17 protein-coding genes are annotated in these 18,715 nt (G+C 68.4%); 7 read left to right on the top strand and 10 right to left on the bottom strand.

Annotated features, from left to right (window positions below; translation table 11 throughout):
- The coding region (locus FAZ79_RS10280; protein WP_247709541.1) for an 8-amino-7-oxononanoate synthase at positions 1-892 on the bottom strand (892 nt) is incomplete at its 3' end.
- 41 nt (positions 893-933) lie between these two features.
- On the opposite strand from FAZ79_RS10280, the gene FAZ79_RS10275 reads away from it, so the two are divergent.
- The 4 genes from FAZ79_RS10275 to soxZ all read left to right on the top strand — a co-directional run bounded on the left by FAZ79_RS10275 (position 934) and on the right by soxZ (position 5,325).
- Positions 934-2,955, top strand: a complete 2,022-nt coding sequence (locus tag FAZ79_RS10275) for a sensor histidine kinase (RefSeq protein WP_136867881.1) — start codon at positions 934-936, stop codon at positions 2,953-2,955.
- A complete protein-coding gene (locus FAZ79_RS10270; RefSeq protein ID WP_136867880.1) occupies positions 2,952-4,307 on the top strand; it encodes a sigma-54 dependent transcriptional regulator in 1,356 nt (451 codons plus the stop codon). Before FAZ79_RS10275 ends, FAZ79_RS10270 begins: the two co-directional genes overlap by 4 nt.
- 184 nt (positions 4,308-4,491) lie before the next feature.
- Complete coding sequence (gene soxY, locus FAZ79_RS10265; protein WP_136867879.1) at positions 4,492-4,962, top strand: thiosulfate oxidation carrier protein SoxY; 471 nt, start codon at positions 4,492-4,494, stop codon at positions 4,960-4,962.
- A 57-nt stretch (positions 4,963-5,019) separates the two neighbouring features.
- Positions 5,020-5,325 (top strand): thiosulfate oxidation carrier complex protein SoxZ, encoded by a 306-nt coding sequence (gene soxZ / locus FAZ79_RS10260; RefSeq protein ID WP_136867878.1) that lies wholly within the window; start codon positions 5,020-5,022, stop codon positions 5,323-5,325.
- Positions 5,326-5,455: 130 nt separating this feature from the next.
- Here soxZ and dtd read toward each other — a convergent pair whose 3' ends face one another.
- Together dtd and pip are read right to left on the bottom strand one after the other, a co-directional pair.
- A complete protein-coding gene (gene dtd / locus FAZ79_RS10255; protein ID WP_136867877.1) occupies positions 5,456-5,905 on the bottom strand; it encodes a D-aminoacyl-tRNA deacylase in 450 nt (149 codons plus the stop codon).
- Positions 5,902-6,852, bottom strand: coding sequence for a prolyl aminopeptidase (pip, locus tag FAZ79_RS10250; protein WP_136867876.1), 951 nt, complete (start codon positions 6,850-6,852; stop codon positions 5,902-5,904). The genes dtd and pip overlap by 4 nt, the downstream gene beginning before the upstream one ends.
- A gap of 255 nt (positions 6,853-7,107) precedes the next feature.
- Between pip and FAZ79_RS10245 the strand changes: the two genes are divergently transcribed.
- The 3 genes from FAZ79_RS10245 to FAZ79_RS10235 all read left to right on the top strand — a co-directional run bounded on the left by FAZ79_RS10245 (position 7,108) and on the right by FAZ79_RS10235 (position 9,246).
- Positions 7,108-7,368, top strand: a complete 261-nt coding sequence (locus FAZ79_RS10245; protein WP_136867875.1) for a hypothetical protein — start codon at positions 7,108-7,110, stop codon at positions 7,366-7,368.
- A gap of 160 nt (positions 7,369-7,528) precedes the next feature.
- Positions 7,529-8,311 carry an ATP-binding protein gene (locus FAZ79_RS10240; protein WP_247709542.1) on the top strand — a complete coding sequence of 261 codons (783 nt, stop codon included), beginning with the start codon at positions 7,529-7,531 and terminating at the stop codon, positions 8,309-8,311.
- The gene (locus tag FAZ79_RS10235) at positions 8,308-9,246 is read left to right on the top strand and encodes a lysophospholipid acyltransferase family protein (protein ID WP_156227563.1); all 939 of its coding nucleotides are present in this window, start codon (positions 8,308-8,310) and stop codon (positions 9,244-9,246) included. The genes FAZ79_RS10240 and FAZ79_RS10235 overlap by 4 nt, the downstream gene beginning before the upstream one ends.
- Before the next feature lie 18 nt (positions 9,247-9,264).
- On the opposite strand, the gene FAZ79_RS10230 is transcribed toward FAZ79_RS10235, so the two are convergent.
- The 7 genes from FAZ79_RS10230 to rsmB form a co-directional block, all read right to left on the bottom strand.
- Positions 9,265-10,203, bottom strand: coding sequence for a hypothetical protein (locus tag FAZ79_RS10230; protein ID WP_136867872.1), 939 nt, complete (start codon positions 10,201-10,203; stop codon positions 9,265-9,267).
- Positions 10,200-11,651, bottom strand: coding sequence for a potassium transporter TrkG (locus tag FAZ79_RS10225; protein WP_136867871.1), 1,452 nt, complete (start codon positions 11,649-11,651; stop codon positions 10,200-10,202). The genes FAZ79_RS10230 and FAZ79_RS10225 overlap by 4 nt, the downstream gene beginning before the upstream one ends.
- 18 nt (positions 11,652-11,669) lie before the next feature.
- Positions 11,670-13,046, bottom strand: coding sequence for a Trk system potassium transporter TrkA (trkA, locus tag FAZ79_RS10220; protein WP_136867870.1), 1,377 nt, complete (start codon positions 13,044-13,046; stop codon positions 11,670-11,672).
- Entirely contained in the window at positions 13,043-14,443 is a 1,401-nt protein-coding gene (locus FAZ79_RS10215; RefSeq protein ID WP_136867869.1) for a sigma-54 dependent transcriptional regulator, read from the bottom strand. Before FAZ79_RS10215 ends, trkA begins: the two co-directional genes overlap by 4 nt.
- Positions 14,444-14,446: 3 nt before the next feature.
- Positions 14,447-16,798: an ATP-binding protein gene (locus tag FAZ79_RS10210; RefSeq protein ID WP_136867868.1), complete on the bottom strand. Its 2,352-nt coding sequence runs from the start codon at positions 16,796-16,798 to the stop codon at positions 14,447-14,449.
- Positions 16,795-17,373 (bottom strand): DUF4390 domain-containing protein, encoded by a 579-nt coding sequence (locus tag FAZ79_RS10205; RefSeq protein ID WP_136867867.1) that lies wholly within the window; start codon positions 17,371-17,373, stop codon positions 16,795-16,797. Before FAZ79_RS10205 ends, FAZ79_RS10210 begins: the two co-directional genes overlap by 4 nt.
- The coding region (gene rsmB / locus FAZ79_RS10200; RefSeq protein WP_136867866.1) for a 16S rRNA (cytosine(967)-C(5))-methyltransferase RsmB at positions 17,370-18,715 on the bottom strand (1,346 nt) is incomplete at its 5' end. The genes rsmB and FAZ79_RS10205, both read right to left, overlap by 4 nt.

Genomic DNA, 18,715 nt, shown 5'->3' with positions numbered 1-18,715 from the left:
GCCAGGCCTCGTCGCGCACGATGGCCAGCGCGGCCCGCGAGGCCTCGGCCACGGCCGGCGGCTGGGCCGTGGTGAAGAGATAGGTACGCGCCCGCTGCAGGAGCACCTCGAGCGGTTCGGCGCCACCGGCGACGAAGGCCCCGGCGGTACCGAAGGCCTTGCCCAGCGTACCGACGCGCAGCACCCGTTCGCCCGGGACCAGGCCCGCGGCCTCGAAGCTGCCTCGACCGGTCTGGCCCAGCACGCCGAAGGCATGCGCCTCGTCGACGATCAGCCAGGCATCGAAACGCTCGGCCAGTTCGACCAGCTCGGCCAGCGGGGCGACGTCGCCGTCCATGGAGAACACCCCGTCGGTGAGGATCATGCGCTCGCCCGACGCGCGCTCGAGACGGGCCTCGAGATCGGCGAGGTCGTTGTGGCGATAGCGTGACAGCCGCGCGCCGGACAGCTGCACGGCATCAATCAGCGAGGCGTGGTTCAGCCGGTCGGCGATCACGGTGTCGCCGCGCCCCACCAGGGCGCCGACCACCCCGAGGTTCGCCATGTAACCGGTGGAAAACAGCCGCGCGTCCTCCACGCCGAGCCAGTCGGCCAACTCGACCTCGAGCCGGTCGTGGGATTCGAAATGGCCGTTGATCAGGTGCGCCGAGCCGGCGCCCACCCCGTAGCGGTCGATGCCCGCGTGCATCGCGGCGGCCAGTCGCGGGTCATTGGCCAGCCCCAGGTAGTCGTTGCTGCAGAAGGCCAGCCGCTCGCGTCCGTCGATCCGCATGCGCGGCCCCTGCGGCGAGCCGGCCACCGTCAGTCGGCGGATCAGCCCCGCCGCGGCGCGCTCGTCGAGCCACTGTGTCCAGTCATGCTTTGTGATAGCGTCACCCTCACCGTAATCCAAGCGCCGCCCCGCGGGGCGGGCGCATCCCGAGGCTCGCCCGCATGCGTCTGCCGGTCAACATCTTCCTGTGGACATTCACCGCCACCCTGGTGCCGCTGGTGCTGCTGGTGTGGGGCGTGACCAGCTACAGCGAGCAGCGCTTCCAGAAGGAAATCAGCCGCGAGATCGACGAGAACATCGACTCGCTGATCGGCGAGATGAGCAACCGGATGCGCTACGAGCGCGAGGTGGTCGAGGGCATCGGCCAGTCGCAGGAAATCCAGACGATGCTCAATGCCCTGATGGCCTCGTCGATGGGCATCCGCCACCCCGAGCTGACCTCGATGCGCATCAATGCCAACCGCTTCCTGGCCGGCCTGCAGCGCACCGTGCCGGGGCTGGGGAGTATCCGTATTCTGGATGCCGCCGGCAACACGGTGATCAAGGTCACCTTGGGACGGGTCGCCTCGCCCTCGTTCGACAGCCTCGGGCAGGTGAACTACGTCGAGGAGGAATTCGACAACGAGCGGTTCCTGCAACGCCTCGCCGCCCTGCCCTCGGACCAGATCAGCTTCATGACCCTGCCGCTGGGCTTTGGCGACGCGCTGCCCGGGCGCGAACCGAGCACCCTGTACGCGGTGCGCCCGCTGCGCAACGTCGACGACCGCACCGCGGGCTACGTGGTGGTCAACACCTTCGGCGAGCAGCTCGACGAGATCCTGTCGTTCTCGCCCCGCCCGCGGGACGGCAAGGTGATGATCATCGAGCACAACCCGGGCACCCCGGCGCGCGACGGCATGATCCTGTTCGACGACCAGCGCGAGATCGGCTTTGTCAGCCCGTTCGAAAACGGCGAGACCAACGGCCAGCCCGATGCCCGGCAGATCGACGACGGCGCGTTCTGGGATGCCGCCGTGGCGCAATCGAACGGCTCCTACCTGAGCGAGGACGGCGAGACCCGCTACTACTACCAGGAATACCACCCCTACCCGCACAGCCTCACCTCGTGGTTCGTGGCGTTCCGGCTGCCGGCCGACATCACCACCGCGCCGTTTCGCGACATCCGCCTGAGCCTGTTCGGCTTCGGCCTGCTGGCACTGGTGATGAGCCTGCTGTTCGCCGGTCTCGGCGCGCGCTACTTCTCCCGGCCGATCATCCGGCTCTCCGAAAGCCTCAAGCGCTTCGCCGACGGCGATCGCGATCGCCCCATCCCGGTCGACTCGCGCACCACCGAGGTCCACGAGTTGCAGGCCTCGTTCCGCTACCTGACCGAACAGCTCGCCAGCGAGGCGCGCCGGCGCGACCGGGCGGAGAAAAAGGCCCTGCAGCAGGCCAAGCTCGCCTCGATCGGGGAGATGGCCGCCGGCATCGGCCATGAGATCAACAACCCGCTCAACAACATCCTCACGCTCACGCGCCTGATCGAACGCCAGCTGCCGGCCGAGCAACCCGAGCTGCGCGAGGACATGAGCGACCTGCGCGCCGAGGCCCACCGGGCCAGCCGCATCGTGCGCGGCGTGATGAACTTCGCCCGCCAGCTGCCTCCGGAGCACGAGACGGTCGCGGTGGCCGAGTGGCTCGAGGAGGTGATCGACCGCATGGAGCCGGAGGCCATGGAGGCCGACGTGCATCTCGCCCTGCTGAGCGCCACCGCCCGCTGCGAGGCCGAGTTCGATCCCGGCCAGATGGAACAGGTGGTCGCCAACCTGGTTCGGAACGCCATCCATGCCAGCCCGGTCGGTGGCCATATACTGATCCAGGCGGAATGCCTCGAGGAGATCATCCGCATCGAGATCCGCGACGAGGGCGGCGGCCTGCCGCTCGAGGTGATCGAACAGATCTTCGACCCGTTCTTCACCACCAAGGCGGTCGACCGCGGCACAGGCCTCGGGCTGTCGATCAGCCTAGGGATAGTCCAGTACCACGGCGGCGAACTCACGCTGGAAAACCGCCGCGACGCCGGCGAACCCGAGGCGAGCGGCGTGCTGGCGCGCGTGGTGCTGCCTCGGCACAAGGCCCGCCCCCGCGTCATCCGCCCACCCGAACCATCCCAGTCACCCAAGCAACCCACAGCGAGCCCATGACGACACCCCGGTCAAGCGACAACCCACCGGTAATCGCCTTCGTCGACGACGACGAACGCGCCTCGGACCTGTTCTCCCGCTACGCCCGCACGGAAGGGCTGACGGTGCACGGCTTCCAGTCCGTCGAGGCCGCCCAGACGTGGCTGGCCGACAACCCGGTCGACCTGGTGATCTCGGACCTCAAGATGCCCGGCATGAACGGGCTGGAGTTCCTTGAGTGGCTGCGCGGCGAATGGCCCGAGCTGCCCGTGATCCTGATCACCGGCTACTCCACCATCGACAACGCGATCCAGGCCCTGCGGCTGGGGGCGAGCGATTTCGTCAAAAAGCCCTACGATCCGGAAGAACTGATCGAGCTGGCGCGCCGACTGCTCCACGAGGGGCCGGCCGAGCCGCCCCCGGCCGTGGCGGCGGGCGAACGCGCCATGCTGGGCCAGTCGCGGGCGATCGAGGCGGTCTACCACATCATCGACAAGATCCGCGACGTGCGCATCAACGTGATGATCGAGGGCGAGTCCGGCTCGGGCAAGGAACTGGCCGCGCGCGCCACGCACGAGCGCTCCGACTTCGCCGGCACGCCCTACATCGTGATCGACTGCGGCGCGCTGACCGACACCCTCTTGGAGAACGAACTGTTCGGCCACGAAAAGGGCGCGTTCACCGGCGCGAACACGGCCAAGCCAGGCCTGCTGGAGGTCGCCAGTGGCGGCACGGTCTTTCTCGACGAGATCGGCAATATCTCGGATGCCATGCAGGTCAAGCTGCTGCGCGTGGTGCAGGAACAGGAGATCACCCGCGTGGGCGGGGTGCAGACCATCCCGATCGACGTGCGTTTTATCGTCGCGAGCAACCGCAACCTCGCCGAAATGGTCAAGGCCGGGGAATTCCGCCACGACCTCTACCACCGGCTCAACGTGGTGCGCCTGCAGATGCCGCCGCTGCGTGAGCGGCGCGAGGACATCCCGGTCCTGGCCCAGCACTTCATCGACGAGTTCGCCAGTCGCTTCCGCCGTCCGGCCAAGCGCCTGACCGAGCGCGCCGAGCGGGCGATCCTCGACTACCCCTGGCCCGGCAACGTCCGCGAACTGAAGAACGCCATCGAACGGGCCGTGGCCCTGTCCGACAGCGAGGAGATCGATCTCGACCTCGCCGGCGAGGACACCGCCCCCGCAGCCGGGGACACCGGCGCCTCCGCCATCGATGCCGACCACCCCACGCTCGAGGAGCTCGAGCGGCGCTACATCGAGAAGACCCTCGACTACGCGCAAGGCAACCGCGAGAAGACCGCCAACATCCTCGGCATCAACAAGTCGACCCTCTGGCGCAAGCTGCAGAACTACGAGAAGAAGTGATCCGCCCTCTCGGCGCCGACGGGGCGGTGATTGCAACGCCCGGGGCGCGAAAAATTGCAGATTGCAACTTGCAACGGCGGCGCAAAATCACCCAATTCCTTTTTATTTCAGTTGGTTAACAACCTGGCACGGGGAATGCTTCATAGGGGGCGTGGACACCCACACATTAACGAGGAGTTAAGATATGCAAACCAAGCGTCGCGTATTTCTGAAGGGCAGCCTCGCTGCCAGTGCTGCTGGCCTGGCTGTTGGTGCCGGCCTGCTGTCCCCGCGTGCGGTCCTGGCCGCCGAGTGGCCGTCTGCCGCTTTCGATTCCGAGAGCATGGACAACGCCCTGAGCGAGCTGTTCGGCTCCGGTGACGTTGCCGACTCCGGCGACATCACTGTCAAGGCCCCGGACATCGCCGAGAACGGCGCCGTTGTCCCGGTCACCATCGAGTCCGCCATCGCCGACTCCAACCAGGTTGCGATCTTCGTCTCGAAGAACCCGACTCCGCTGGTCGCTTCCTTCGACCTGTCCGGCGCCAACCCGTTCGTCTCCACCCGTATCCGTATGGGCGAGACCGACAACGTCACTGGCGTGGTCAACGCGGGCGGCAAGCTGTACAAGGCGTCCAAGGAAGTCAAGGTAACCATCGGTGGCTGCGGCGGCTAATCAGCCTCTGAACCCGAAGTCATTGATTAAAGACAGATAACCCAAGAGGTATAGATTATGTCTACTATCCGCATGCGCATCTCTCCGGCCGGCGACGTTCTGGACGTGAAGGCCCTGATCCGTCACCCGATGGAAACCGGCAACCGCGAAGACAAGTCCACCGGCGAGAAGATCCCGGCGAACTTCATCCAGAAGCTGATGGTCTCCGTCAACGGTGAGCAGGTCATGGACGGCAACCTGTCGGAAGCCGTTTCCAAGAACCCGTACCTGAACATCAAGGTCCCGGGCAAGAAGGGCGACGAAGTCACCATCTCCTGGAAGTCCAACACCGGTGAGTCCGACGAGGCGACCCAGGCTGCCTAAGGCAGACTGATCCTCGGAACGACAAGGCCCGCCATTCGGCGGGCCTTTTTTTGTGCGCATCACCTTCGGCCTGTGACGCGGTGCCACTGCCAACCCGCTCGATCGACGGCTCGTCACCGGGGCCAGACAGTCAACCGGGCGGCGCCTCCAGCCAGAAGGTCACCGGTCCGTCGTTGACCAGTTCCACCTGCATGTCCGCGCCGAAGCGACCGGTCGCCACGGGCCCGCCATGCCCCCGCTCGATGGCCGCGACGAATCGGTCGAATAGCGCCTCGGCCTCGGCGGGATCGGCCGCGGGCGTGAAGCTGGGACGGTTGCCGCGTCGGGTATCCGCCGCCAGGGTGAATTGCGGCACGGCAAGCAGGCCACCGCCGGCCTCGCGCACCGAGCGGTTCATGCGGCCGGCCCCGTCGGGAAACACGCGGTAGTTGAGCACGCGCTCGGCGAGTCGCTCGGCCTGTGCCGCGCCGTCCCCCCGCGTGACACCCACCAGGCAGACCAGGCCCGCGCCGATCTCGCCGACCACCTCGTTATCCACCCGCACGGCACCCCGCGTTGCCCGCTGGATAAGCGCAATCATGCGTGCCCCTCATCGGCAAAACGGTCGGTGGCGCGCACCAGGGCATCGACGATACCCGCCTCGCTCGCGGCGTGCCCGGCATCCTCGATCACCTCGAAGCCCGCGCTCGGCCAGCGCTCGTGCAGGGCGAACGCCTGGTCGATCGGGCAGACCATGTCGTAGCGACCGTGCACGATGTGGCCCGGGATGTCGGCAATGCGATCCATGCCCTCGAGCAGGGGCACGTCGAGGAACGCGTCGTTCATGAAGTAGTGATTCTCGATCCGCGCGATCGACAAGGCGTGGTGGGCGTCGGCGAAGTAGTCGACCACCTCGGCCTCGGGGCGCAGCGTGGCGCAGCGCCCTTCCCAGACCGACCAGGCCCGGGCGGCGTGATACTGCGCGATCTGGTCCTCGCCGTTGAGCCGGCGGTGATAGGCCGTGACCAGGTCGTCGCGCTCCTCGACTGGGATCGGCTCGAGGTAGTCCTGCCAGTGGTCGGGAAAGACGTGGCTGGCACCGTCCTGGTAGAACCAATGGATATCCTGCCGACGACAGAGGAACACGCCGCGCAGGATCAGCCCGGTGACCCGCTCGGGGTGGGCCTGTGCGTAGGCCAGCGCCAGGGTCGAGCCCCAGGAGCCGCCGAAGACCAGCCAGCGATCGATCTCCAACGTCTCGCGCAACCGCTCCATGTCCGCGATCAGGTGGGCGGTGGTGTTGGCCTCCAGCCCCGCGTGCGGGGTCGAGCGCCCGGCCCCGCGCTGGTCGGGCAGGATGATGCGGTAACGATCCGGGTCGAAGAATCGCCGGTGCATGGGGCTACAGCCCGCCCCCGGCCCGCCGTGCAGGAACAGCACCGGCCGGCCGGTCAACCGCCCGCATTCCTCGACGTGCATCACGTGGCCGTCGCCGACCGGCAGGCTGTGGTTGACCAGGGGTTCGATCGGAGGATAGAGCGTGCGCATGCCAACGGGCCTCGAATGACGGCATTGGACGGGAGGCGACGAGCGCCTCCCCGAATGGGCTCCAGTGTAGCGTTGCCGGGGCGCGTCGGTGTAGCGCGTCACGGCGACTGCCTCGTGATCGGGCAGCCAGGTCCACGACTGCGTCGTGCCGGTGCAGAGAATCCGCGTCACCTCCGCTGCCGGCTCGACAAGACGCCGAGGCCGCCATGGTGCGGATATTGCTTTTCAGCCCGCACGGCATCAGCGGAGAAACCCATGTCACAACGCGAGCACATGCAACGCCTGGTCGAACTCAAGCGCGCCCTGGAGAAGGACATGGGGATCACCGTCGACATGTCTCGCTACGGCGTCGAGCAGCGCCTGCGGCGTCTCGCCCGGGCGAGCGAGGACCCGGCAGTCAAGGCCCTCGCCGACTCGCTCGACCAGCCCGCGGCTGCCGCCGAACCCGGCGACTCCCTCGAACCTGGCCCTCGCATCCGCGGGTACTACCGCGGCCGCCCCATCTACGACGACTAGGCCGGAACGCGACTGGTAAGATGGCGGGCACACGTACACGACACCGCCGACCCGTCGCATGCCCGTCACCCTGAAGAACAACCCGATCGACCCCGCGACCGTTCCGGCGTCGCGCTGGGCCACCCCCGGTCGCGGCCTGCAGAAGCGGGTCGCCCGCGCCATGATGCATTACCAGATGCTGCACCACGGCGACCGGGTGCTGCTGGGACTGTCCGGCGGCAAGGACTCGCTCTCGCTGCTGCACATCCTGCGTCACGTGCAACGGCGCGCGCCGATCGACTTCGAGATCGCCGCGATCACCGTCGACCCGATGGTGCCCGGTTTCGACCCCGGCCCGCTCAGTGACTACCTGGCCTCGCTCGGCATCCGCCATTACCGGGTCCAGGAGGACATCGTCTCGCTCGCCGACGAGCACATGAGCGGCGATTCCTACTGCTCGTTCTGCTCCCGGCTCAAGCGCGGCCTGATCTACCGGCTGGCCCGCGAGGAGGGCTTCAACGTGCTGGCACTGGCCCAGCATCTCGACGATCTGGTCGAGAGCTTCCTGATGAGCGCCTTTCACGGCGGCAAGCTCAACACCATGAAGGCGCACTACCTCAATGACGCCGGCGACGTGCGCATCATCCGCCCGCTGGTGGACGTGCGCGAGTCGGCCCTGATCGACTTCGCGCGCCGCTTCGAGCTGCCCGTGATCAACGACAACTGCCCGGCCTGCTTCGCCATGCCGACCCAGCGCGAGCACTTCAAGCAACTGCTCGCCGGCGAGGAAGGGGACAACGGCCAGCTGTTCCACTCGCTCAAGTCGGCGATCGCCCCGCTGGTCGCCGACGGGGCCGACCGGGCGATTGCCCACGCGACGACGCGGACCTCGACCCAAGACGTGGCCCAGGAATCGACCGAAGCATCGCCTCGGGATACGCCGCAAGAGACCGCTCAATCGTGAGCAAGCGACGCGACTCGGCGTGGTACCGATGGCGTGGCCGGCTGCGACTGGGCGCCGCCCGCGCCGTGCTGGTCGGGCTGGGCTGGCTCTCGCTGGGCGCGGCGCAGCGCCTCGGCAGCGGGCTGGGCCGGCTCGCCTGGATGAGTAATGGCTCGATGCGCCGGACGGTCGAGGACAACCTTGCCCGCTGCCTGCCCGAGACAGACGAGGGCGAGCGCGAGGCCATCGCGCGGCGCACCCTGATCGAGACCGGCAAGGGCTTGATCGAGACCGCGCCGGTCTGGCGGTGGGGACCAGCCGACATCGAGGCGGCGATCGTGGAGAGGCGAGGATTCGATGCGATCGAGCAGGCGTTGGCGGCGGGCCGCGGCGTGATCCTGCTCGCCCCGCACATGGGCAACTGGGAACTCGGCGGGCTCGCCACGGCGGCGCGCACACCGACGACCATCATGTACCGCCCACCGCGGGAACCGGCCATGGAACGCTTGCTGGTCGACGCCCGGGCCCGCACCGGCGCTTCCCTGGCCCCGGCCAACCTGGGCGGGGTGCGCAAGGCGTTGCGCGCGCTCAAGCGCGGCGAGCTGGTCGCCATCCTGCCCGACCAGGCACCGCGCCACGGCGAGGGCGTCACCGCCCCCTTCTTCGGCCAGCCGGCGTTGACCATGACCCTGATCCGCACCCTGTCGCGGCGCACCGACGCGGCGGTCTTCACCGGCTGGGCCGAGCGCCTGCCCGGGGCGCGCGGCTTTCGGATTCACTACGAGCCGGTCACCGAGCCCGTCGGCCACGACGACCCGGTCGAGGCGGCCATGGCGCTCAACCGCGAGATCGAGCGCGTCGTGCGGGAGGAACCCGCCCAGTACCAGTGGACCTACCGGCGCTTTCGCCGCCAGGCGAGCGGCCGGGCCCGCCGCGAGCAGCGTCAGGCCGACTGAAACACCCGCCGCGCCCGATCAGTCCCGGTAGCGGTCTTCCTCGCCCGGCGGCGTGGTCTTGAAGTACTTGAGCGACCACATCAACTGGGCGGGGTCGTCGAGCACCAGTTCCTCGATCACGCGGTTGATCGCGGAGGCCGCCTCGCGGTCGGTCCCGGCAGGCAGCTCGACCGGCTCGAGAAAGCGCAGCCGGTAACGCCCGGTAACCTCGTCGAGCTGCCCGATCACGGGATAGACCGGCCGACGGCTGGCCCGCGCGAGCTTGCCCGCCAGCGGCAGGGTCGCCTTTTCCACGCCAAAGAACGGCGCGAACACGCTGTGTTCGGCGCCCAGGTCCTCGTCGGCGATGTAGAAGAAACTCCGCCCGGAACGCAGGGCGCGCAGGTGGGGCCCCATGCCGCGCTCGCGCGGCAGGGCCTCGGTACCGTGCCGGGTGCGCATCCCGCCGAACCACCAGTCGACCACCGGGTTGTCGGCGAAGGGCTTGTAGATGGTCGAGCCCTCGACGGTCTCGGCGAGCATGGCCGCCGCCCACTCCAGCCCGACGCTGTGCACGGTCAGGATCACGCCGGGCTCGACGCGCAGGCGGTCGAGGATCGCCTGCCCCTCCACCTCGGTCTGGCGGGTCAGCTCGCCGCGACGCGCGCGCCGGATCCGACCGAGATCCAGCAGGGCGAGCAGGTGACGCTCGAGGTAGGTGGTCTGCCATTGCGCGCGGGTCGCCTCGGTCTGGTGCGGAAAGCACAGTCGCAGGTTGGTGGCGATGATGCCCGCCCGGCGCGGGTTGAGGCGCCGGTAGAGGCCCGCGCCCAGTCGCGCCACGCCACGGCGCAGCGGATGCCCGCCGATGGCCAGCAGGTAGAGCAGGCCGATCCCGAGCCAGGTCGGCCAGTAGCGCGGGGCCAGCAGCCCGCGCCGGAACACCGGCGGACCGACGCTGGCGGACGCCCGGCTCATCGACGCCAGAACATCGGCAGGAGGATGGCCAGCACGGTGAAGATCTCGAGACGGCCGAGGATCATGGCCAACATGCCCAGCCAGAGCACCGACTCCGATTCGGCGGCGAAGTTGCTGGTCACCGACCCGATACCCGGGCCGAGGTTGGCCAGTGTCGCCAGCACCGCCCCCAGCGCCGACTCGATGTCCATGCCGGTGAACAGCATGGCGAAGAAGAAGAACAGGAAGGTGAACATCCAGGCGGCGAAAAAGGCCCACACGGCACTGATCACGCCCGGGTCAAGCGGCCGGCCGCCAAGGCGGATGACGAACACGGCGTGCGGGTGGATCAGGCGACGCACCTCGTGGATGCCCTGGCGGGCGAGCAGCATGACTCGCACCGACTTCATGCCCCCGGTGGTCGACCCGGCGCAGCCGCCGATCACGGTCGTCATCACCAGCAGCAGCATCAGGAACGGCCCGTAGGCGGTGTGGTCGGTGGCGGTGTAGCCGGTGGTAGTGGCGAACGAGACCAGGTTGAACAGGTTCAGGCGCACCGTGTCCACCCAGCTGCCCTCGGGCCAATTGGCGAGGAAAAAGGCCACCACCATGACCGCGACCGCGGTCAGCCAGCCGACGAAGAAACGCACTTCGGCACTGCGCCAGTAGGCGCGCAACGAGCCGTGCCTAAGCGCGATGAAGTGCAGGGCCATCGGCAGCGCGCCGAGGATCATGAAGATCATGGCCGTGACTTCCATGGTCGGGTTCTGGAAGTAGCCGAAGCTCGCGTCGTGGGTGGAGAACCCGCCGGTGGCCACCGTGGTGAAGGCATGGCTGACGGCATCGAACCAGGTCATGCCCTCGATCTTGTAGACCAGCGCGCAGAGCACGGTGATGCCGGTGTAGACCAGCCACAGCACCTTGGCCGTCTCCGAGATGCGCCCGGAAAGGCGCGAATCCTTGATCGGACCGGTCATCTCGCCCTTGTAGAGCTGCATGCCACCCACGCCCAGCAACGGCAGGAAGGCGACCACCAGCACGATGATCCCCAGGCCCCCGAGCCATTGCAGCTGTTGGCGATAGAACAGCAGCGAGCGCGGCAGCTCGTCGAGCCCGGTGATCACCGTCGCCCCGGTGGTGGTGATGCCCGAGACCGACTCGAACACCGCCTGGGAGAAACTCAGCCCCAGCTCCGGCTGCAGGTAAATGGGCGTCGAGCCGATCAGCCCCAGCACGACCCAGAACGACACCACGATCAGCAGCCCGTCGCGCAGCTTCATCTCGCGCCGGTAGTTGCGTGTCAGCAACCAGAGGACGCCGCCGAGGGTCACGCTGATGACGAAACTGAGCGTGAAGGGCGTGAGGTTGTCGTCGCCCATGACCCACCCGACCAGCCACGGCGGGATGAAGGTCAGGCCGAAGACCATCAGCAGGATGCCGAGAATGCGGATGACGATCAGTAGTTGCATCGGATCGAGTGCCCGGCCCTAGAAAAAGCCGAAGCCGACCGAGAACAGCTGCTCGATCTCGCCGATACGGCGCTTGTCGGTGAGGAACAGCACCACGTGGTCGTCGGAGTGGATCACCGTGTCGTGGTGGGCGATCAGCAGCTCGTCGTCGCGCAGGATCGCGCCGATGGTGGTGCCGCGTGGCAGGTCGAGGGCGTCGATCCGTCGGCCGACCACGCGCGAGGTGGTCTCGTCGCCGCGGGCGATCACCTCGATCGCCTCGGCCGCGCCGCGGCGCAACGAATGCACGCTGACCACGTCACCGCGACGCAGGTGGGTAAGCACCTCGCCGATGGTGATCTGGTGCGGCGAGAGCGCGATATCGATCGACCCCATCTCGATCAGGTCGACGTACTCGGTACGGTTGACGATGCACATCGCCCGCCGCGCGCCCAGACGCTTGGCCAGCATGGCGGCGAGGATGTTGTCCTCGTCGTCATTGGTCAGGGCGAGGAACACGTCCATGTCCTCGATATTCTCTTCCTCGAGCAGCTCGGTGTCCGAGGCGTTACCCGAGAGCACGATGCTGCGATCGAGCGAGGCGGACAGCTCGCGGGCGCGGCGCAGGTTGTGACTGATCAGCTTGACCTGGTAATCGCCCTCGAGCTTGCCGGCCAACGCACCGCCGATGTTGCCGCCGCCGGCGATCATGATGCGCTTGTAGGGTTTGTCGAGCGGGCGCATCACGCTCATCACTCGGCGGATGTCGCTCTTCCTGGCCAGGAAGAACACCTCGTCGCCGGCCAGCAGGCGCGTGTCGCCCTCGGGCGGCACCGAGGTCTCGTGGCGATAGATGGCCGCCACGCGCGTCTCGATGCCGGGCAGGAGCTCGCGCAGTCGGTGGATCGGCTCGCCCACCATCGGCCCGCCGCGGTCGACCTCCATGCCGATCAACAGCAGCTTGCCGTCACCGAACTCGCGCACCTGCAGGGCATCCGGGTATTCGATCAGGCGCGCGATGTAGTCCTTGATCAGGCGCTCGGGACTGATGATGAAATCCACCGGGATCGCTGCATTGTCGAACAGCGCCGGGTGATCCTGGTAGTCGGTGACCCGGATGCGCGCGATCTTGGTGGGGGTGTGGAACAGCGTCCAGGCGATCTGGCAGGCGAGCATGTTGGTCTCGTCCGACTGCGTCACCGCGATCAGGATGTCGGCATCCGCCGCCCCGGCCTCCTGGAGCACGCTCGGCTGCGAGCCCAGCCCGGTCACCGTGCGGATGTCCAGCCGCTCCTGCAGCCAATTGAGTGCCTCGGCGTCGGTATCGACCACCGTGACCGAGTTGTCGGTCTCGGTCGCCAACGCCGTGGCCACGGAACTGCCGACCTGGCCGGCCCCGAGCACGATCACCTTCATGCGCTGCTCCCGGTGGAACGCTCGCCGCCGGTCTGGATACCCAGCGATTTCAGTTTGCGATACAGGTTGGTGCGCTCCATGCCCGTGCGCCGCGAGAGCTCGGTCATCGACCCCTCGACGTTCTTCAGCTGGGCGAGCAGGTAGCGTCGCTCGAACTCGTCACGCGCCTCGCGCAGCGGCAGATCGAGGTTCAGCGAGACCAACGCCGGGCTGTTGTCCTCGCCGCCCTGGTCCATCGGCGCGAGGCCCAGCGCGCGCTGGACCTCCTGCTCGTCGATCACCTCGCCACTGCCGAGGATCAGCAGCCGCTGGACCAGGTTCTTCAATTCGCGCACGTTGCCCGACCAGTGGTGGTAGCGCAGCAAATTGCGCGCGCCGATGGTCAGCTCGCGGCGCGGCAGCCCCTCGACCTGATGGGCGGTCTCGAGGTAGTGGGCCAGCAGCACCGGGATGTCCTCGGGGTGCTCGCGCAGCGGCTCGATGTGCACCGGCACCACGGAGAGGTGGTAGTAGAGGTCCTCGCGGAAGTTGCCGGCGCGCACCTCGGCCTCGAGGTCCTTGCGGGTGGCGGCGATCACGCGCACGTCGACGCGCACCGGCTCGTTGCCGCCGACGCGGAAGAACGACTGGCTCTCGAGCGCCGAGATCAGCTGCATCTGGGTCTGCTCGTCCATGTCGGCCGCCTCGGCGATGAACAGCGTGCCGCCGTTGGCCTGCTCGAGCAGCCCGTAGCGGATACGGCCGTCCTCCTCGGCGCCGAACAGCTCCACCGCGGCGTTCTGCCGACCCGACACCGCACTGCCGCCGGTATCGACGAACGGGAAGTGCCGCCGGGCCGAGTGTCGGTGAATGAAGCGCGCCAGCGCCTGCTTGCCGGTGCCCGGCTCGCCGGAGATCAGCACCCAGGCATCGTGGCCGGCGATCTTCTTCGCCTGCTCGCGCAGCTCCTGCATGTACTCGGAGTCGCCGATCAGGTCGAGCGGATCGACCTCGCCACGCTTGAGCGCCGCGTTCTCCTGCGCCAGGCGCCGGTTGTCGAGCGCGTGCTCGATCAGCAGCAGCAGCTTGTCGAGCGAGATGGGTTTCTCGATGAAGTCGAAGGCACCCAAGCGGGTGGCCTCGACGGCCGTCTCGACCGTGCCGTGGCCGGACATCATGATCACCGGCCAGACCAGCTGGTCTCGCTCGTGCCATTCACGCAACAGGCCGATGCCGTCCATCCCCGGCATCCAGATGTCCAGCAGGATCAGGTCGGGCCGCCGCACCGCGATCGAGCCGCGTGCCTCGGCCGCGTCGGCCGCGCTGCTGACGGTGAACCCCTCGTCCTCGAGCACGTCGACCAGCAGGTTGCGGATTTCGCTCTCGTCGTCGACGACCAGGATGTGTCCGATACTCATTCGTCAGGAAATTCCCGTTTCTCCGTGGTCGCCACCTTGGCGACCCGTTTCGACATCGATGCCCTCGCGGCGGCGATTGTCACGCGCCTCACAGCGCCCCGATTCCAAGGGTAGGCGAATCGTAACGCGAGCACCGTGATTGGCAAGCCGGCGACCCGCCGCCGTGTCGTCGTTCTCCGGCTGCTCGAACGCGTTCCAGGCGTGCACGGCCCCGGCATGCTCCTCGACGATCTTCTTGACGATCGCCAGACCCAGCCCCGACCCCTTGGGCCGGGTGGTCGCGTAGGGCTCGAACAGCCGATCGAGCATCTCGGCCGGAAAGCCCGGCCCATTGTCGGCCACGGTCAGCTCGGCCAGGCAGTGTCCCGCCTCGCCGACCACCCGCAGGTCGAGCAGCACGACCGGCTCCCCTTCCACCGCACCGCGCTCGTCGAGCGCCTGGCTGGCGTTGCGAATCAGGTTGTGCAGCAATTGGCGCAAGCGGTTGGCATCGCCCTCCACCCAGACCGCGCCGTCGACCTCCGGCAGGAAGCGTACCTTGACGGCCGTGTTGCCGCGGTAGAGCTCGACGGTCTGGCCAGCCAGGGCCTGCAGGTCGAGCCGTTCGAGGCTCACCTGCGGGCTGCGCGCGTAGTCGGCGAACTCGTTGACCATCTGCTTCATCGCATCGACCTGCGCGATGATCGTGGCGGTGGCGCGGTCGAGGATCGGCGCGTGCCCCTCGTCGAGCTGGGGCAGGATACGCCGTCGCAGCCGTTCGGCCGACAGGCCGATGGGGGTGAGCGGGTTCTTGATCTCGTGGGCCAGGCGGCGGGCCACCTCCGACCACGCCGCGTCGCGCTGGGCCTGGATCAGCGCGGTGACGTCCTCGAGGACCATCACGTAGCCGCCGGCATCCGCGTCGCCATCGGGCGGCAGGGCCGCCAGGCGCGCCAGCAGCACCTTGCGCCCGCTGCCGTTCATGATGCGCACCTGGGCCTCGACCGTCTCGCCCGGCGGCGGGCCGGCCGCCCCCAGCCGGTCGAGGAATGCCTCGCACAACGGCAACAGGCTCGCGTGCGCCCGACAGACCGCCTGCAGCGAGCCCTCGAACAGCTCGTCCGACGCCACCCCGAGGATGTGCTGCGCGGCCGAGTTGCCGCTGATGATCCGCCCGTCGTAGGAGAGCGTCAGCACGCCGGAGGACAGGTGCTGGATCACCGTGTCGAGGTAGTCGCGCTCCTTGTCGGCCAGCTCCTGGAGTTCGCGCATCACCTCGTGGGCCCGGCGCACGCGGGCGGTCATGGTATTGAACGACTGGACCAGCTGGCCGAGATCGTCGCGGCGGTCGACCGGCAGCCGCAGGCTGTAGTCGCCCTCGGCCACCGCCTGGGTGCCGGCGGCCAGTTCGCGGATCGGGCTCAACAGCTTGCGCGCGGCGAGGAACGCCAGCCAGACGGCCGTGAGCAACGACAACAGCAGCGCCAGGGTCAGCGCCAGGGTGAAGGTCTGCTTGAGCGAGGTGTGCAGGTAGACCAGCTCGCGGTAGTCGTTGAAGGCGTCCTGCACGCTCTTGGAGAGCTGGTTGGCCTCGTCCGGCACGTCGAACAGCGCCTGGAGGACACGCTTGCCGCCCTCGCTGGTCAATCCGGCCTCCATCGGCACGACCACCCGGATCTGCAGGTCGCCGTCCCCGCCGGGGTCGAGGCCGATGAAGTCCCGCCCGGAACGGGCGTGCGCCAGCGCGGTTTCGTCGGCGCGGGCGGGCACGATGCTGGTGGCGTCCTCCGAGGAGGAGGCGACGATCAGGTTGCGCTGACCGAGGATGGTCATCTCCTCGGCGCCGGTGGTCCGGCGCACCTGCGAGAGCTCCAGGGCGATCAGTTCCGACCCGCCGTCACGCAGCTCGTCGGCCGCGCGCCGCGTTTCCTCCAGCGCCTGACGCATGCGCCCGTCGAAAGACATCTGCGAGAGGGACAACGCGTCGGTCATCGCCTGCTCGACCTGTACGTCGAACCACGAGTCGATGCCGCGCTGGACGAAGGTGAGCGAGAAATAGAACACGATCGCCACCGGCACCACCGACAGCGCGACGAAGGTGACCACGAGCCGGGCGGTCAGCCGGGCGCCGGGCGTGCCGCGCCGGTAATCGCGGATCAGGCGGACGATGTGCCACAGCACCACCATGGCGAGGAACAACAGCCCCACCGCGCTGATGCCCAACAGTGCCAGGAACAGTCCCTCGGGCTGCTCGACGGCGCGCAGCGAGTCGGAGACCAGGTACAGGAGCACCAGCAGCAGCACGACCACCATCGCGCTGATCGGGGCGATCGCGCGGCGCACCCAGCGCTGCAGGCGGCGGGCGATGCCCGTCATCGACGCACCTCCGACAGCCCCCACAGGAACCAGTCGCTATCGAGATCCCAGTTGTCATCGAACAGCGCCGGGACACGCAGCGGCAGCGGCAGCTTGTTGACGTCCAGCCTCACGCGCAACTTGCCCAGCAGCCGCGGCTTGTCGGCCAGCGGCGCCCAGCCGCCCAGCCGCCAGGCCCGCACCCGCGAGAGCGACTCGACCGCGTCGCTGAGCTGGGAGAAGGTATGGGTTTCGCGGGCGTGGAAGTCGGTCACCATCCAGGTGCGCGACAGGGCGTGATACTCCAGCCGCAGCCGGCGCCGGTCGCTCAACAGGGGACGATCCCAGAGCCATTCGCGCGGCTGGGCGATCTCCGCCTCGACCACGAGGGTCAGGGCGATGGAGTTGCGCAGGGCATCGATCACCTCGCTGCCCAGCGAGAGCTCGAGGTCGGCGTCCAGGAACAGCGCCTCCTCGCGGACCTCGGCGTGCACGTTGATCACCCGCGCGTCCGCGTGCAGCCGGGTCGAACCGCCGAGCCCGACGACGAGCACCAGTAGCAGCCAACCGAGGCGTGACACGCAGGCCGGGATCATCCGTTGGTCACCGGCTTTTCCAGCACCGCGTAGTAGAAGCCGTCGTGGCCGTCGGCCTGGGGGAACAGCTGCCGGCCGACCGATTGCGGCTCGCCCCAGTCGACGTCGAGTGGCACGGCGACGGCCTCCGGGTGGTCGCGCAGGAAGGATTCGACCTGCTTGGCGTTCTCCCGTTTGAGGATCGAGCAGGTGGCGTAGACCAGCCGCCCGCCCGGGCGCAGCAGCCCCCACAGCCGCTCCAGAATCTCGCGTTGCCGGCGCACCAGCGAGTCGAGGTCCTCGGGACGACGCAGCCGCTTGATGTCCGGGTGACGCCGGATCACGCCGGTGGCCGAACAAGGGACGTCGGCGAGGATGCGGTCGAAACGACCCGGCGGCTCGATCGACTGCGCCGTGAGATCCGCACAGACCAGTTCGGCGAAGCGGCCGGAGCGCTCGAGGTTGTCCTGCACCCGCGCCAGGCGGGTGACGTCGATATCCACCGCCGTCATCTGCACGGCCGGCTCGGCATCGAGCATCGCCAGCGTCTTGCCGCCCGGGGCGCAGCAGGCATCCAGCACGCGTTGGCCGGGGGCGAGAGCCATCAGGTCGACCACCAGCTGGGCCGCCTCGTCCTGCACCGAGACCTCGCCCTGGTGAAACCCGGGCAGGCGCTCGACGTCCAGCGGCGAGGCGAGCGCCACGCCGTGCGAGGCAAAGCGCGTCGCGCTCGCCTCGATCGATTGTTCCGCGAGACGCTCCAGGTACGCCGAGACGCTCTGCTCGGCGGCATTGACGCGCAGGGTCATGGGCGGATGGGTGGCGAGCTGCTCGCCCAGCAAGATGGTGCGCTCTTCGCCCCAGTCGTTCGCCAGCATCCCGAACAGCCAGTCCGGCAGGCGGGCCCGCACGGCGGGCGGCGCCTTGGCAAACGGCGTCTCGCCGGACTCGAGCTGGCGTACGGCGCGGCGCAGCACGGCGTTGACCAGCCCGGTGGCCCAGTTGTGATTGAGTTCGCGGGCGGCGTGCACCGCGGCATTGACCACGCGCGAGGGTTCGCGCTTGGAGCCGGTCAGGCGCTCGAGCCCCACCAGGAGCAGCATGCCCACCTCGGCGGCGCGCGGGTTGAGGGGGCGGTCGAGCAACTGGTCGCGCCACCAGGCCAGCGGTTCGTAGTGGCGCAGCACCTCGTAGCTCATCGCCTGGACCACACTGCGGTGCGCGGCCTGGGCGCGTGCGGTCAGCTCGGGCAGCACGCCGTCGAGCGAGCGGCCGTGGTCGACCACCTGGATCAGTCCCTCGGCGACCAGGGCCTCGGGCGAGCGCGGCGCCCGCCCTGCTCGGCGCTGGCGACGCGGCGGCG

This window comes from Guyparkeria sp. SB14A (assembly GCF_005096345.1).
GTDB classification, from domain to species: domain Bacteria; phylum Pseudomonadota; class Gammaproteobacteria; order Halothiobacillales; family Halothiobacillaceae; genus Guyparkeria; species Guyparkeria hydrothermalis.
This window is presented reverse-complemented; position numbering and strand designations above follow the sequence as displayed.